Origin of the sequence: Pseudomonas citronellolis (genome assembly GCF_900112375.1) — a bacterium.
In the GTDB taxonomy this organism is placed as follows: Bacteria; Pseudomonadota; Gammaproteobacteria; order Pseudomonadales; family Pseudomonadaceae; genus Pseudomonas; species Pseudomonas citronellolis.
Genome location: NZ_FOLS01000007.1, coordinates 144,180 through 158,508 on the forward strand (window position 1 = coordinate 144,180; position 14,329 = coordinate 158,508).

The 14,329-nt window shown below is 68.8% G+C and carries 12 protein-coding genes; 3 read left to right on the plus strand and 9 right to left on the minus strand.

Translation table 11 applies throughout. The features are described from left to right. Window positions 1–21 precede the first annotated feature (21 nt). Both BM060_RS08955 and BM060_RS08960 read left to right on the plus strand, forming a co-directional pair. Window positions 22–792 carry a 3-hydroxybutyrate dehydrogenase gene (locus tag BM060_RS08955; protein ID WP_074979321.1) on the plus strand — a complete coding sequence of 257 codons (771 nt, stop codon included), beginning with the start codon at window positions 22–24 and terminating at the stop codon, window positions 790–792. A 114-nt stretch (window positions 793–906) separates the two neighbouring features. Further along, on the plus strand, window positions 907–2,859 hold the full coding sequence (locus BM060_RS08960; protein ID WP_074979324.1) for an acetoacetate--CoA ligase: 1,953 nt from the start codon (window positions 907–909) through the stop codon (window positions 2,857–2,859). 276 nt (window positions 2,860–3,135) lie between these two features. Here BM060_RS08960 and pcaD read toward each other — a convergent pair whose 3' ends face one another. The 6 genes from pcaD to BM060_RS08990 all read right to left on the minus strand — a co-directional run bounded on the left by pcaD (window position 3,136) and on the right by BM060_RS08990 (window position 8,134). Further along, on the minus strand, window positions 3,136–3,924 hold the full coding sequence (gene pcaD, locus BM060_RS08965) for a 3-oxoadipate enol-lactonase (RefSeq protein WP_074979326.1): 789 nt from the start codon (window positions 3,922–3,924) through the stop codon (window positions 3,136–3,138). A gap of 157 nt (window positions 3,925–4,081) precedes the next feature. Then, window positions 4,082–5,287, minus strand: coding sequence for a 3-oxoadipyl-CoA thiolase (gene pcaF / locus BM060_RS08970; RefSeq protein ID WP_074979328.1), 1,206 nt, complete (start codon window positions 5,285–5,287; stop codon window positions 4,082–4,084). Beyond that, entirely contained in the window at window positions 5,284–6,066 is a 783-nt protein-coding gene (locus tag BM060_RS08975; RefSeq protein WP_074979330.1) for a CoA-transferase subunit beta, read from the minus strand. The genes pcaF and BM060_RS08975 overlap by 4 nt, the downstream gene beginning before the upstream one ends. Beyond that, complete coding sequence (locus BM060_RS08980) at window positions 6,066–6,914, minus strand: CoA transferase subunit A (protein WP_074979332.1); 849 nt, start codon at window positions 6,912–6,914, stop codon at window positions 6,066–6,068. The genes BM060_RS08975 and BM060_RS08980 overlap by 1 nt, the downstream gene beginning before the upstream one ends. A 362-nt stretch (window positions 6,915–7,276) precedes the next feature. Then, on the minus strand, window positions 7,277–7,690 hold the full coding sequence (locus BM060_RS08985) for a VOC family protein (protein ID WP_074979334.1): 414 nt from the start codon (window positions 7,688–7,690) through the stop codon (window positions 7,277–7,279). 18 nt (window positions 7,691–7,708) lie between these two features. Further along, window positions 7,709–8,134 (minus strand): YciI family protein, encoded by a 426-nt coding sequence (locus BM060_RS08990; protein WP_074979336.1) that lies wholly within the window; start codon window positions 8,132–8,134, stop codon window positions 7,709–7,711. A 262-nt stretch (window positions 8,135–8,396) separates the two neighbouring features. Here BM060_RS08990 and BM060_RS08995 point away from each other — a divergent pair, with 262 nt between their 5' ends. Next, window positions 8,397–8,864, plus strand: a complete 468-nt coding sequence (locus BM060_RS08995; protein WP_009622248.1) for a YbaK/EbsC family protein — start codon at window positions 8,397–8,399, stop codon at window positions 8,862–8,864. A 523-nt stretch (window positions 8,865–9,387) separates the two neighbouring features. Here the strand turns inward: BM060_RS08995 and BM060_RS09000 are convergent. From BM060_RS09000 to BM060_RS09010, 3 genes are read right to left on the minus strand one after another with little or no spacing between them, the layout of a single operon-like run. Continuing rightward, window positions 9,388–10,758: an HlyD family type I secretion periplasmic adaptor subunit gene (locus BM060_RS09000; protein WP_074979338.1), complete on the minus strand. Its 1,371-nt coding sequence runs from the start codon at window positions 10,756–10,758 to the stop codon at window positions 9,388–9,390. After that, window positions 10,748–12,904 (minus strand): type I secretion system permease/ATPase, encoded by a 2,157-nt coding sequence (locus BM060_RS09005; RefSeq protein ID WP_074979340.1) that lies wholly within the window; start codon window positions 12,902–12,904, stop codon window positions 10,748–10,750. Before BM060_RS09005 ends, BM060_RS09000 begins: the two co-directional genes overlap by 11 nt. 35 nt (window positions 12,905–12,939) lie before the next feature. After that, on the minus strand, window positions 12,940–14,289 hold the full coding sequence (locus BM060_RS09010; protein ID WP_043272926.1) for a TolC family outer membrane protein: 1,350 nt from the start codon (window positions 14,287–14,289) through the stop codon (window positions 12,940–12,942). Between the last annotated feature and the right edge of the window lie 40 nt (window positions 14,290–14,329).

Sequence of the window (14,329 nt, forward strand, 5' to 3'; positions counted from 1 at the left end):
CCACAGGCAGGAGAAACGACCATGAACCTCAAAGGCAAGATCGCGCTGGTCACCGGCGCCACCAGCGGCATCGGCCTGGGCATCGCCCACAGCCTGGCCGCGGCCGGCGCCCAGGTGGTGATCAACGGCTTCGGCGATGTCGAGGGCGCCCTGACCGAGCTGGGCCGCCACGGCACGCGGATCGGCCACCACCCGGCGGACATGGCCGAGCCGGCGCAGATCGCCGAGATGATCGCCTACGTCGAGCGCGAGTTCGGCGCGCTGGACATCCTGGTCAACAACGCCGGCATCCAGCACGTGGACGCCGTGGAAGACTTCCCGGTGGAACGCTGGAACGCGATCATCGCCATCAACCTCTCCGCGGTGTTCCACAGCACCCGCCTGGCGCTGCCGGGCATGCGCCGGCGCAACTGGGGGCGCATCGTCAACGTCGCCTCCACCCACGGCCTGGTGGCCTCCGCCGGCAAGAGCGCCTACGTCGCCGCCAAGCACGGGGTGATCGGCCTGACCAAGAGCATCGCCCTGGAAACCGCCACCACGCCCATCACCTGCAACGCCATCTGCCCCGGCTGGGTGCTGACGCCGCTGGTGCAGAAGCAGATAGACGCGCGCATAGCCGAGGGCGCCAGCCCCGAGCAGGCGCGCCACGACCTGCTGGCGGAAAAGCAGCCGTCGCTGGAGTTCGTCACCCCCGGGCAACTGGGCGAGCTGGCGCTGTTCCTCTGCAGCGAGGCCGCCGCCCAGGTGCGCGGCGCCGCCTGGAACATGGACGGCGGCTGGGTCGCCCAGTGAGCGCCCGCCCCCGCCGCCAGCCGGCGGGGGCCATCGCAGGTTCATCGCTGGGCGGAAGGCGTCGCCATCCCGTGCCACACTGACAGGACAAGCAGTGGATGGACGGACGCCCCTATGAAACCCTTGTGGACCCCTTCCGCCGAACGCATCGCCGCCAGCCGGATGGACGCCTTCCGCCGCCAGGTCAACCAGCGCCATGGCCTGGAACTGGCCGACTACCCCGCCCTGCATGCCTGGAGCATCGACCGCCGCGAGGCCTTCTGGCAGGCCATCGCCGACAGCTTCGACGTGCGCTTCCACAACCCGCCGCGCACGGTGCTGGAGGAAGGCCCGCGGATGCCCGACGCGCGCTGGTTCCCCGGCGCCACCCTGAACTTCGCCGAGCACCTGCTGCGCCGCCGCGACGAAGCCACGGCGGTGGTGGCCATAGGCGAAGACGGCAGCCGCGAAAGCCTCAGCCACGCCGAGCTGGCCGCCCAGGTCGCCGGCCTGCAACGCAGCCTGCGCGCTGCCGGGGTGGGCGTGGGCGACCGCGTGGCGGCCTTCATGCCCAACACCTGGCAGACGCTGGTGGGCATGCTCGCCGCCACCAGCCTGGGCGCCACCTGGTCGAGCTGCTCGCCGGACTTCGGCACCCAGGGGGTGATCGACCGCTTCGGCCAGATCGAGCCCAAGGTGCTGATCGCCTGCGCCGGCTACCGCTACGCCGGCAAGGTGCTGGACCTGACCGGCAAGCTCAACGAGATACTGGAAAAGCTGCCGTCGCTGCAGCAACTGGTGGTGGTGCCCTATGCGCGGCCAGAGGCTCGCCCAACTGATTACAAGTCAGTTGCTCCAGTCACCCTGTGGAACGACTTCTACCAGGGCGGCGGCGAACCCGAATTCACCCCGGTATCCTTCACCCATCCGCTGTACATCCTCTACTCCAGCGGCACCACCGGCGTGCCCAAGTGCATCGTCCATTCCACCGGCGGCGTGCTGCTGCAGCACCTCAAGGAACACGCGCTGCACACCGACCTGCACTCCGGCGACGTGCTGTTCTACTACACCACCTGCGGCTGGATGATGTGGAACTGGCTGGTCTCGGGCCTGGCGGTGGGCGCCAGCCTGGTGCTCTACGACGGCTCGCCCTTCCACCCCGGCCCGGAGCGGCTGCTGGACCTGGTCGACGCCGAGGCCATCAAGGTCTTCGGCACCAGCGCCAAGTACATCGCCGCGCTGGAGAAGGCCGGCGTGAAGCCGGCGCAGAGCCATGGCCTGGACAGCCTGCAGACGCTGCTCTGCACCGGCTCGCCGCTGGCCCACGAGAGCTTCGACTACGTCTACCGCGACATCAAGGCCGACCTGTGCCTGTCGTCCATCTCCGGCGGCACCGACATCGTCTCCTGCTTCGCCCTGGGCAACCCCGCGGCGCCGGTATGGCGCGGCGAGCTGCAATGCAAGGGCCTGGGCATGGCGGTGGAGGTCTGGGACGACGACGGCAGGCGCCTGCGCAGCGGCAAGGGCGAGCTGGTCTGCACCCGGCACTTCCCGTCGATCCCGCTGGGCTTCTGGCGCGACCCGCAGGGCGAGCGTTTCCACGACGCCTACTTCGCCACCTTCCCCGGCGTCTGGGCCCACGGCGACTACGCCGAGGAAACCGCCCACGGCGGCCTGGTGATCCACGGCCGCTCCGACGCCGTGCTCAACCCCGGCGGAGTGCGCATCGGCACGGCGGAAATCTACCGCCAGGTGGAAAAGGTCGACGAGGTGCTCGAATCCATCGCCATCGGCCAGGACTGGCAAGGCGACGTGCGCGTGGTGCTGTTCGTGCGCCTGCGCGAAGGCGTGCGGCTGGACGAGCCGCTCCAGGAAAAGATCCGCCGGACCATCCGCACCAACACCACCGCGCGCCACGTGCCGGCGAAGATCGTCGCGGTGGCCGACATCCCCCGCACCCTCAGCGGCAAGATAGTCGAGCTGGCGGTACGCAACGTGGTGCACGGCAGGCCGGTGAAGAACACCGACGCCCTGGCCAACCCGCAGGCGCTGGAGTTGTATCGGGAGCTGGAGGCGCTACGCACGTAGGGCGTATAACCGTTCGCGGTTATACGCCGATACACCTGGGCCACAGCCCGCGCCCAGGTCAACCTCGGAGCCGCCTGGGACCAAGGCCAAACGGCGGATAACGTCGAACGGTTATCCGCCCTACGCCAAGCTCGACCGTTGCGTAGGGCGTATAACCGTTCGCGGTTATACGCCGATACACCTGGGCCACACCCCGCACCCAGGTCAACCTCGGAGCCGCCTGGGGCCAAAGCCAAACGGCGGATAACGTCGAACGTTATCCGCCCTGCGTCTGGTTCAAGCGCGGAGGAAGGCCAGCACCTTGTCGCTGAAGGCGTCGCCAGCCTGGACGTTGGACAGGTGCGCGGCGTGGAATTCCACCAGCTCGGCGCCCTGGATGCGTTCCTGCATGAAGCGGCCGTGCTCGGTGGTGGTCACCGGGTCGCCGCTGCCGCAGACGACCAGGGTCGGCGCGCGGATGGCGCCCAGCTGTTCGCGGAAGTCGGCGTCGCGCACCGCGGCGCAGTTGGCCGCGTAGCCTTCCGGCGAGGTCTGCGCCAGCATGGCTACTATGGGCTCGACCTTGCCCGGCTGGGCCTCGGCGAAGTCGGCGGTGAACCAGCGCGAGATGGAAGCGTCGCGCAGGTCGCGCATGGCCTGGGCGCCACCAGAAAGCACGGTGTCGATGCGCGGGTTCCAGACTTCCGGGGTGCCGATCTTGGCGGCGGTGTTGCACAGCACCAGGCGCTCGATGCGCTCGGGGGCGTTGATCGCCAGCCACTGGCCGATCAGGCCGCCCATGGACAGGCCGCAGAAGCTGGCCTTGGCGATGCTCAGCGCGTCCAGCAGGGCCAGCACGTCGCCACCGAGCTGTTCGATGCTGTAGGGGCCCTCGCTGACCAGCGAGGCGCCGTGGCCGCGGGTGTCGTAGCGCAGCACCTGGAAGTGCTGGGTGAAGGCCGGGATCTGCGCGTCCCACATGTGCAGGTCGGTGCCCAGGGAGTTGGACAGCACCAGCACCGGCGCGCCGGCCGGGCCTTCGAGGAGGTAGTTCAGTTCGCCGTCGGCGAGCTTGACGGTAGGCATCGGGGACTCCCGTTCGTTCATGGCGGCGCCCGCTGGAATGCGGGCGCCGGGATTATTGCAGTTTCAGTCGCTGGGTTCCCGCGTTCGCGGGAATGACGTCGGAAAACACGACTCTCGACCCATCATTCCCGAGAACGCGGGAAACCAATGGACAGCCTCAGACGCGCTCAACCGCCAGCGCCACACCCTGCCCCACGCCCACGCACATGGTGCACAGGCCGCGCTTGCCGCCGCTCTTCTCCAATTGGTGCACCGCAGTCAGGACCAGGCGGGCGCCGCTGGCGCCCAGCGGGTGGCCGAGGGCGATGGCGCCGCCGTTGGGGTTGACGCGGGCGTCGTCGTCGGCGATGCCCAGCTCGCGGGTGACCGCCAGGCCCTGGGCGGCGAAGGCCTCGTTCAGTTCGATGACGTCGAAGTCGCCCACCGCCAGGTTCAGGCGCTCCAGCAGCTTGCGCACCGCCGGCACCGGGCCGATGCCCATGACCCGCGGGGCGACGCCGGCGCTGGCCATGCCCAGCACCTTGGCGCGGGGTTTCAGGCCATGTTTCTTCACCGCCTCGGCGGAAGCCAGGATCAGCGCCACCGAACCGTCGTTGACGCCCGAGGCGTTGCCGGCGGTGACGGTCTTGTCCGGGCCGTTGACCGGCTTGAGCTTGGCCAGGGCTTCGGCGGTGGTGTCCGGGCGCGGGTGTTCGTCGGTGTCGACGACGGTCTCGCCCTTGCGGCCCTTGATCACCACCGGGACGATTTCCTCGGCGAAGTAGCCGGCGGCCTGGGCGCGCCCGGCCAGTTGCTGGCTGCGCAGGGCGAAGGCGTCCTGGTCGGCGCGGCTGACCTGGTAGTCGTCGGCGACGTTGTCGGCGGTCTGCGGCATGGCGTCGACGCCGTACTGGGCCTTCATCAGCGGGTTGATGAAGCGCCAGCCGATGGTGGTGTCCTCGATCTTCTGGCCGCGGCCGAAGGCGCTGTCCGCCTTGCCCATCACGTAGGGCGCGCGGGACATGGATTCCACGCCGCCGGCGATGGCCAGCTCGATCTCGCCGCTGGCGATGGCGCGGAAGGCGGTGCCCACCGCGTCCATGCCCGAGGCGCAGAGGCGGTTCAGGGTCACGCCGGGGATGCTCTCCGGCAGGCCGGCCAGCAGCAGCGCCATGCGCGCGACGTTGCGGTTGTCCTCGCCGGCCTGGTTGGCGCAGCCGAGGTAGACCTCGTCCAGCTGCGCCCAGTCGACCTGCGGGTTGCGCTCGACCAGGGCCTTGATCGGGGTGGCGGCCAGGTCGTCGGCGCGCACCGCCGAGAGCGCGCCGCCGAAGCGGCCGATGGGCGTGCGCACGGCGTCGCAGATGTAGACCTCGCGGCTCATTCCTCACCCCCTTGCTGGCCGTGGGCGGCCGCGGTGCGGGCTTCCAGGGCGCGCAGGGCTTCCAGCTCGACCTCGGTGGGCGCCACGGTCTCGACGACCTGCTCGGCGAAGCGGATGGCCCAGCCGGTGTTCTCGATCACCTGCTCGCGGCTCACGCCCGGGTGCAGCGCGGTGACGATGAATTCGTTGCTGCCGGCTTCCGGCTCCATGATGCACAGGTCGGTGATGATCGCCACCGGGCCCTTGCCGGGCAGGCCGAGCTGCTGGCGGTGGTCGCCGCCCTCGCCAAAGCCGACCGAGGTGATGAAGGCCAGCTTGTCGACGAAGGTGCGGTGCGACTGCTTGAGGATGATCAGCACTTCCTTGGCGGAACCGGCGATCTCCGGGGCGCCGCCGGCGCCGGGCAGGCGCACTTTCGGCTTGTTGTAGTCGCCGATGACGGTGGTGTTGATGTTGCCGAAGCGGTCGACCTGGGCGGCGCCGAGGAAGCCGACGTCGATACGCCCGCCCTGCAGCCAGTAGCGGAAGATCTCGCCGGTGGGCACCACGGTGTCGGCGGTTTCGGCCAGCTCGCCGTCGCCGATGGACAGCGGCAGCACGCTGGGCTTGGCGCCGATGGGGCCGGATTCGTAGATCAGGACCACGTCCGGCGAGGAGGTCAGGCGCGCCAGGTTGGCGGCCTTGGACGGCAGGCCGATGCCGACGAAGCAGACCGCGCCGTTCTTCAGGCGGCGGGCTGCGGCCACGGTCATCATTTCATTGGTGCTGTAGGCGCTCATCATTTACCCTCCGCGATTTTCTTCTGGAACTCGGCGAAATCCTGGGTGCCGCGGATGTAGGTGTCGATCCAGGCGGTGAAGGTCTCGCGGTCGCGGGCGATCGGGTCCCAGGCCTGGTAGAAGCGGTTGTCGCGCTCGTAGTAGCCGTGGGCGTAGGACGGGTGCGCGCCGCCGGGCACGTGGCAGACGGCGGACAGCGCCCAGGTCGGCAGCACGCAGGCGTTCATTGGCGCGTTGAGGTCGTCGACGATCTCTTCCACGGTGACGATGCAGCGCTTGGCGGCCAGGGCGGCTTCCTTCTGCACGCCGAGGATGCCCCACAGCAGCACGTTGCCCTTGCGGTCGGCCTTCTGCGCGTGGATCACGGTGACGTCCGGGCGTACCGAGGGCACGGCGGCCAGTTGCTCGCCGGTGAACGGGCAGTTGATGAACCTGATGTTCGGGTTGACCTTCGGCAGGTCGGAGCCGGCGTAGGCGCGCAGCACGGCGAACGGCAGGCCGGAGGCGCCGGCCACGTAGGAGTTGGCCAGGTCGGCGTGGCTGTGCTCGTCGATCTCCAGCGCTTGCGGCCAGCCCTTCTCCACCGCGTCGCGCAGGCGGTGCAGCGAACCCACGCCGGGGTTGCCGCCCCAGGAGAAGGTCAGCTTGCGGGCGCAGCCGGCGCCGATCAGTAGATCGTAGACCAGGTCGGGAGTCATGCGCACCAGGTGCAGGTCTTTCTTGCCCTGGCGGATGAGTTCGTGGGAAGCGGCGGTGGGGATCAGGTGGGTGAAGCCTTCGAGGGCGACGGTATCGCCGTCGTTCACGAAACGCTCGACCGCTTCGCGCAGGGTCAGGAGTTCAGCCATTGTCGGTCTCGTCTTGGGGTCCAGGGCATCCGTGGATGCCGATGGGCAAGACAGTAGCGCCGGGGCCGGGGGCCAAACAATGCGATTATCGACTATCGGTGCGGTTATCGAACAGTTCCAACCTACAGGCCCCTACCCGCCCAAACCACGAAAATAACCAGGGACCCGCAGGAGAAACTGTCTTGTAGGCCGCGCCGAGGCGCTCTTCGTAGGATGGGTTGAGCTTGCGAAACCCATGCGGTTGCGCTGATGGGTATCGCTTCGCTCAACACCATCCTACGAAAAGCCATGATCGTTCGTGCGCTAGCGGGCCATGCCCGCGATCGCGCATGGCGCGCTCCTACGGTGGAGGCATATGCCTATCAGCGGTCCTGCTCGCAGTTGACCATCCAGGGCACCCCGAAGCGGTCGGTGAACATGGCGAAGGCGGCGGCCCAGAAGGTCTGCTGCAGTTCCATGGTGACCTGGCCGCCTTCGCTCAGGGCCTCGTAGATGCGCCGGGCCTCGGCCTTGCTGTCCACCTGCAGGGAGACGGACACGCCCTTGGTGCCCTCGTAGGGCATCGGCGGGCAGTTGTCCGACCCCATCAGCACCTGGTCGCCCACCTCCAGGCGCACGTGCATCACGCGGTCGGCGGCGTCGGGTGGAATCTGCCCCATGTCCGGGGCGTCCTTGAAGCGCATGAGCATCGGCAGCTTGCCGCCTAGCACCTCGGCATAGCGGGTGAAGGCTTGCTCGCAGTTGCCGTCGAAGATCAGGTAGGCCTGGATTTTCATCTGGAGTCTCCTGCCGGCTCAGTCCTTGCCGGCGACGCGGGCGCGCAGGCGTTCTTCCTGCTCGCGCAGTTCCTCGGTGAATTCGGCGCCGAAGTCCTCGGCTTCGAAGACCTGGCGGATCTCGATCTCCGACGGGCCGTCGAAGGGGCTGGGGCAGCGCTTGATCCAGTCGATGCATTCCTGCAGCGAATCGCACTGCAGCAGCCAGAAGCCGGCGATCAGCTCGCGGGTCTCGGCGAAAGGACCGTCGACGACCGTGCGCGAGGCGCCGTCGAAACGCACCCGGGCGCCCTTCGAACTGGGCTGCAGGCCTTCGCCGGCGAGCATCACCCCAGCGGCGACCAGCTCCTCGTTGAACTTGCCCATGGCCGTCAGCAGCTCTTCCGAGGGCATGACGCCGGCCTCCGAATCCGCGGTGGCCTTGACTATCGCCATGAAGCGCATGGTGGTTCTCCTCTTCTCGTGAAGTCGAGTGGGCCCACTGCCCCGCTCTGCCTGCTAGTCGATGCGCGTGGGGCGCAATCGACAACAGCGCAGACCGTTCGTCGGCAGCGCCTGGGCGGCGATGGCGGCAAACAGGAAGAACGATAGACAGGCCCGGCGAGCAGACAAGCCGGCGCGACGAACGCACCGCCAGGCTGGACGCTCGCCGCCCGAGGCCCTAGATTGGCCGGTTCCCGAGAAACCCCGAGCAAGGAGCCCCAGCATGAGCCTGGAATCGGTCCGCGCCTTCTTCGCCGAGAAGGCCCCCGACATCGCCATCATCGAACTGGACACCAGCACCGCCACCGTCGCCCTGGCCGCCGAGGCCCACGGCGTGGAGCCAGGGCGCATCGCCAAGACGCTGTCGCTGCGGGTGGGCGAGCGCACCGTGCTGGTGGTCGCCCGCGGCGACGCCCGCCTGGACAACCGCAAGCTCAAGGAAGCCCTGGGCGGCAAGGCGAAGATGCTCGGCGCCGAGGAAGTGGTGGAACTCACCGGCCACCCGGTGGGCGGCGTCTGCCCCTTCGGCCTGGCCAGCCCGCTGCCGGTGTACTGCGACGTGTCGCTGCGCGCCTTCGACGAAGTGCTGCCGGCGGCCGGCGCCCTGCACAGCGCCGTGCGCATCGCCCCGGAGCGCCTGGCGAGCCTAGTCGAGGCCGATTGGGTGGATGTTTGCCAGGAGCCGGTTTGAGGTCATGTGGGGGTTGAGGGGCGGGAGCATCGAAGAGCACCCTCTCCCTAGCCCTCGGCTGCGCGCCCCGCCCTGAAGGGAGAGGGGACCGTTGGGCAGATGCTGATGTTCTGGAGTCAGCCGGCTGGCACCGTGACTGCCGGCTGACTCCAGGCCTCCTCTCGGCACGGACTAGCCCCCTCTCCCTTCAGGGAGAGGGTACGGAGTCCACCGAAAGCACCGCAGCCGCCGGGAAACACAGTTCGCGAGCAAGCTCGCTCCTACAAGTGCCTTGGCGCACCCACAAAACCTCCGCACGAGCCCCACACAGTCACTGGGTTCCCGCGTTCGCGGGAATGACGAGGGGAGTGAGGAGTTTCAGAATGACTCCGAATTCCCCACCCACCCCGGACAGCCCCCTCTCCCGCTTGCGGGAGAGGGTTGGGGAGAGGGTGCTCTTGAACCCGGCACCTATACCACCGGCAACCCCCATTCGCGAGCAAGCTCGCTCCTACGAAAATGCCAGCGTCGCCAGCGGTACGCCTCAACGCTCCCGCAAAGCCTCCGCCCGCGCCCGCAGGATGGGCTTGAGCAGGTAACTGAGGATGCTCTTCTTGCCGGTCATGATGTCCACGCTGGCGACCATCCCGGGGATGATCAGCAGCGGTTTCTCGTCGCTGCCCAGGTGGCTTTTGCGGGTGCGCAGCTTGATCAGGTAGAAGCTGTTGCCGTCCTCGTCGGTGACGGTGTCGGCGCCTATCTGCTCCAGTTCCGCCGGCAGGCCGCCGTAGATGGTGTAGTCGTAGGCGGTGAACTTGACCATGGCCTTCTGTCCGGGGTGCAGGAAGGCGATGTCCTGCGGGCGGATGCGCGCTTCCACCAGCAGGGTGTCGTCCAGCGGGACGATTTCCACCAGGTCGCTGCCCGGCTGGATCACCCCGCCGATGGTGTTCACCAGCAACTGCTTGACGATGCCGCGCACCGGCGAGGTGACCAGGGTGCGGTTGACCCTGTCCTCCAGGGCCTTGCCGGTGGCTTCGGCCTTGCTCAGGTCGGTGCGCGCCTCGTTGAGCTCCTTGAGCGCGTCGCTGCGGAAGCGCGCGCGGGTCTCGGCGACCTTGCGCTCGACTTCCTTGATCGCCGCCTCGGCGCGGGGGATGGCCAGGCTGGTGGCGTCCAGCTGGCCGCGGTTCTCCACCTCGGCGCGCTTGAGGCGCAGCAGCTCCACCTGGGACATGGCGCCCTGCCCCACCAGCGGCGCGGACATGGCGATCTCCTGGCGCAGCAGCTCCAGGCTGTTGCGGTACTGCGCCTGCTTGGAGGCGAACTCGCGCAACTCCTGCTGCTTCTGCACCAGTTGCTGCTCCAGGCCGGCGACCTCGTCCTTGAGCTGCTGCTGACGGCTGTGGAACAGCGCCTCCTCGCTGCCGGCCTGGCCCGGGACCTTGGCGCGGACGTCGTCGGGGATGCGCAGCTCGCGGTCCTCCACCTCGGCGGAAAGGCGCTCCACGCGCAGGAACATGGCCAGGCGGTCGGCCTCGGTCTCGCCGACGTTGGACTGGAAGCGCGTCGGGTCCAGGCGCATCAGCGATTCGCCGGCCTGCACCACCTGGCCTTCGTGGACGAAGATCTGCGAAACGATGCCGCCCTCCAGGTTCTGGATCTTCTGCACCTTGGACGAGGGAATCGCCTTGCCTTCGCCGCGGGTCACCTCGTCGATCTCGGCGAAGTGCGCCCACAGGCCGAGGAACAGGGCGAAGCCGACCAGCGCCCAGATGGTCAGGCGCACCACCCTCGGGGCGTCCTCCACCAGGGCCTTGCTGACTTCCGGCAGCGGCTGCCCGGAAAGGTCTTCGCTGCCGCGGAAATAGCCGCGGATGGACTGGCCGAAGAGGCCGAACGGATTAAGCGACACTGATCTGCCCCTTCTTCAATGCGTCCAGCACCACGTCCTTCGGCCCGTCGGCGATGATCCGCCCGCGGTCGACGATCACCAGGCGCTCCACCAGGCTGAGCATGGAGGCGCGGTGGGTGACCAGCAGCAGCGTCTTGTCGGCGATGAGCGGCTGCAGGCGCTGCTTCAGGAGTTCTTCGCCGGCGTTGTCCATGGAGCTGGTCGGCTCGTCGAGCAGCAGGATCGGCGGGTCCAGCAGCAGCGCGCGGGCCAGGGCGACGTTCTGCCGCTGGCCGCCGGAGAGGTTCAGGCCGCGCTCGCCCACCTGCAGTTCGTAGCCCTGCGGGTGCAGCCGGGCGAACTCGTGCACCCCGGCCAGTTCGGCGGCGCGCAGCGCCGTCTCGTCGTCGACGTAGCGCGCGCCGGCCACCAGGTTGTCGCGCAGGCTGCCGCTGAACAGGTTGATGTCCTGGGGCAGGTAGCCGATGTTGTGACGCAGGTCGCTGACGTCCAGCTGCCGCGTGTCGACGCCGTCCACCAGCAGGCTGCCGCTGTCGGCGCGGTGCAGGCCGACGATCAGCTTGGCCAGGGAGCTCTTGCCCGAGCCGCTGCGGCCGATGATGCCGACCTTCTCGCCGGGGCGGATCACCAGGTTGATGTCGTGCAGCGCCTCGACCTGCTGGTTCGGGTAGGCGAAGTTCAGCTGGCGCAGTTCGATGCCGCCGCGCAGTTGCTGGCGGCTCAGCGGGCGCTCGCTGCTGCTGCGCTCCTGCTCCAGGGCCATCATCTGGTCGGTGCTGTGCATGGTCAGGCGCGCCTGCTGGTAGCGCTGGATCAGCCCGGAAAGCTGGGTCAGCGGGCCGAGGGCGCGGCCGTTGAGCATGTAGCAGGCGATCAGGCCGCCCATGCTGAGGTCGCCGGCGATGATCAGGTAGACGCCGCCGATGATCATCACCACCCCGGCCAGGGCCTGGATCAGCAGCGTCAGGTTCATCGCCAGGCTGGACAGCAGCTTGACGCGCAATTCCAGGCGGCCGAGGGTGCCGATGGTCTGCTCCCACAGGTACTGGCGCTCGCTCTCGGCGTTGTTGACCTTGACCGCGTCGAGCCCGGCGAGGGTCTCGATCAGGCTCGACTGGCGCTCGGCGGCCAGGGCCATGGTGCGGTTCATGGTTTCCACCAGCGGCTTCTGCAGCAGCCAGCCGATGCCGGCGGCCAGCGGGAAAGCCAGCAGCGGGACGAACACCAGCGGCCCGCCGATGATGCCGATCACCAGCAGGATCAGCAGGGTGAACGGCAGGTCGATCAGGCTGGTCAGCGTCAGCGAGGCGAGGAAGTCGCGCAGCGTCTGGAACTCGTGGATGTTCTGGGCGAAGCTGCCGACCCGCGCCGGGCGCTGCTTCAGGTCCATGCCGACGATGCGCTCGAAGAGCGTCGCGCTGATGATCAGGTCGGTCTTCTTGCCGGCCAGGTCCAGGCACAGGCCACGCAAGGTCTTGAGCAGCAGGTCGAACAGGTAGGCGCCGCTGATGCCGACGGCCAGCACCCACAGGGTGGCGGCGGCCTGGTTGGGCACCACGCGGTCGTAGACGTTCATCACGAACAGCGGCGCGGCCAGGGCGATGAGGTTGATCAGCAGGCTGGCCGCCACCGCGTCGACGTACAGCCAGCGCGAGCGCAGCAGCGTGTCGCGGAACCAGCGCCGCGCGCGGGGGATCATCTCGCCGTGCTGCAGGTCATGCTGGTGCTGCGGCTGGGCGAAGAAGGCCTGGCCGGCGTAGTCCTCGGCCAGCAGCTCGCGGGCCACCCGCACTTCGCCGCCGTCGCTTTCGCTGAGCAGCAGGCGCGCCTCGCCGCCGGCCTCCCAGCCCAGCAGCACGGCGCAGCGGCCGTCGCGCAGCAGCAGCATGGCCGGCAGCGCGATGGCCGGGATCCGCTCCAGCGGCCGCCGCAGCAGGCGCCCCTGCAAGCCGGCGCGGGCCGCCGCGCGCGGCAGCAGCTCGGCGGACAGGCGCTGCCCGGGCAGCGGCAGGCCACTGGTGAGCATCGCCCGGCTGGCCGGCTTGCGGTGCAGCGCGCAGAGGCTCAGCAGGCTGTCCAGCAGCGGGTCGTCCAGCAGGACGCGCGGATCACGACTCAAGGGGACTTGGCTGGTTTCCTGATCCACGCGGGGCTACTCCGGGGGTTGGGCGCGCGGCCGGCTCAGTTGAGGCCGGGCAGTTGCACCTGGGGTTTGACGTCTTCGCTGGCCACGCTGGCCAGAGGCGCGACCACGCCCTGGCTCTTGAGCAGTTCGCCCAGGGTGGCCTTCACCCGGTACTGGGTGAACAGCTCGGTGTAGCGCAGGTCGACCAGGCGGCGCGAGGCGTTGAACAGTTCGTTCTCGCTGTCCAGCAGGTCCAGCAGGGTGCGTTCGCCGATGCTGAACTGCTTCTGGTAGGCCTCGCGCACGCGGCTGCTGTAGTCCACGTACTGGCGGGCGATGGGCAGCTGATCGCGGGCGTTGGCCAGGGCGTTCCAGGCCAGGCCGAGTTCCTCGTTGAGCTGGCGCAGGGCGTTGTTGCGCACGTCCAGGGCCTGGTTGGCCAGGTACGACTTGGACTGCAGCTCGGCCTTGTTGCTGCCGCCGGCGAACAGGTTGTAGCGCATGCGCAGCATGGCCTGCCAATCGTTGTTGTGGCCCGGGTCGCCGGAGAGGTTGTTGTCGGCATTGCGCGACAGCTCGGCGTCGAAGCGCGGGTAGAACGGCGCCTTGGCCGCTTCGTACTGCTTCTCGGCGGCGGCCACGTCGGACTCGGCCGAACGCAGGATCGGGCTGTTCTCCAGCAACTGCCGGCGCGCGTCCTGCAGGTCCTGCGGCAGCAGGCCCGGCAGGCCGGCCGGCTCACTCAGCTCCAGCGGCTCGGCGCCGACCACGCTCAGGTAGTTGGTGCGCGCATCGGCCAGGTTGGTCTGCTCGGTGAGCAGGTTGTTGCGCGCCTGGGCCAGGCGCGCCTCGGCCTGGTCCTGGTCGGCCAGGCGGCCGACGCCGCGGGCGCTGCGCAGGCTGATCTGGTCGTAGATGCGCTGGTGGCTCTTCAGGTTCTCCTCGGCCAGGCGAACCATCTCCTGGCGGCGCAGCACGTCGGTATAGACCTGTGCCACTTCCAGCCCGGTGCGCTCGGCGGTGCCCAGCAGCGCATAGGCGCGGGAGTTCACCGTGGCCTTCTGGCGGCCCACCTCGCTGGAGGTGGCGAAGCCGTCGAACACCATCTGCCGCAGGCTCAGCGCCGACTCGCCGCGGTTCATGGTCCGCCAGTGGTCGCCCTCGCCGCGGGTGGTGGGGTTGTCGGCGCCCTCGCGGCCATAGCCGGCAGTGAGGTCGACCGAAGGCAGGTAGCCGCCCTGGGCGGCGCGCAGCTGCTGGTCGGCGGCCAGGCGGCTGTTCACCCCGGCCTGGATTTCCGGGTGCACGTCCATGGCGCGCTGCATGGCTTCGTTCAGGGTGGTGGCATGGGCCGGGGCCGCGCAGTAGAGCGCAAGGGGCAACAGGGGCACGAAACGCAAACGCATGGTTTGAACATCCTTATCGCAGGGATATGGACAGCGATTC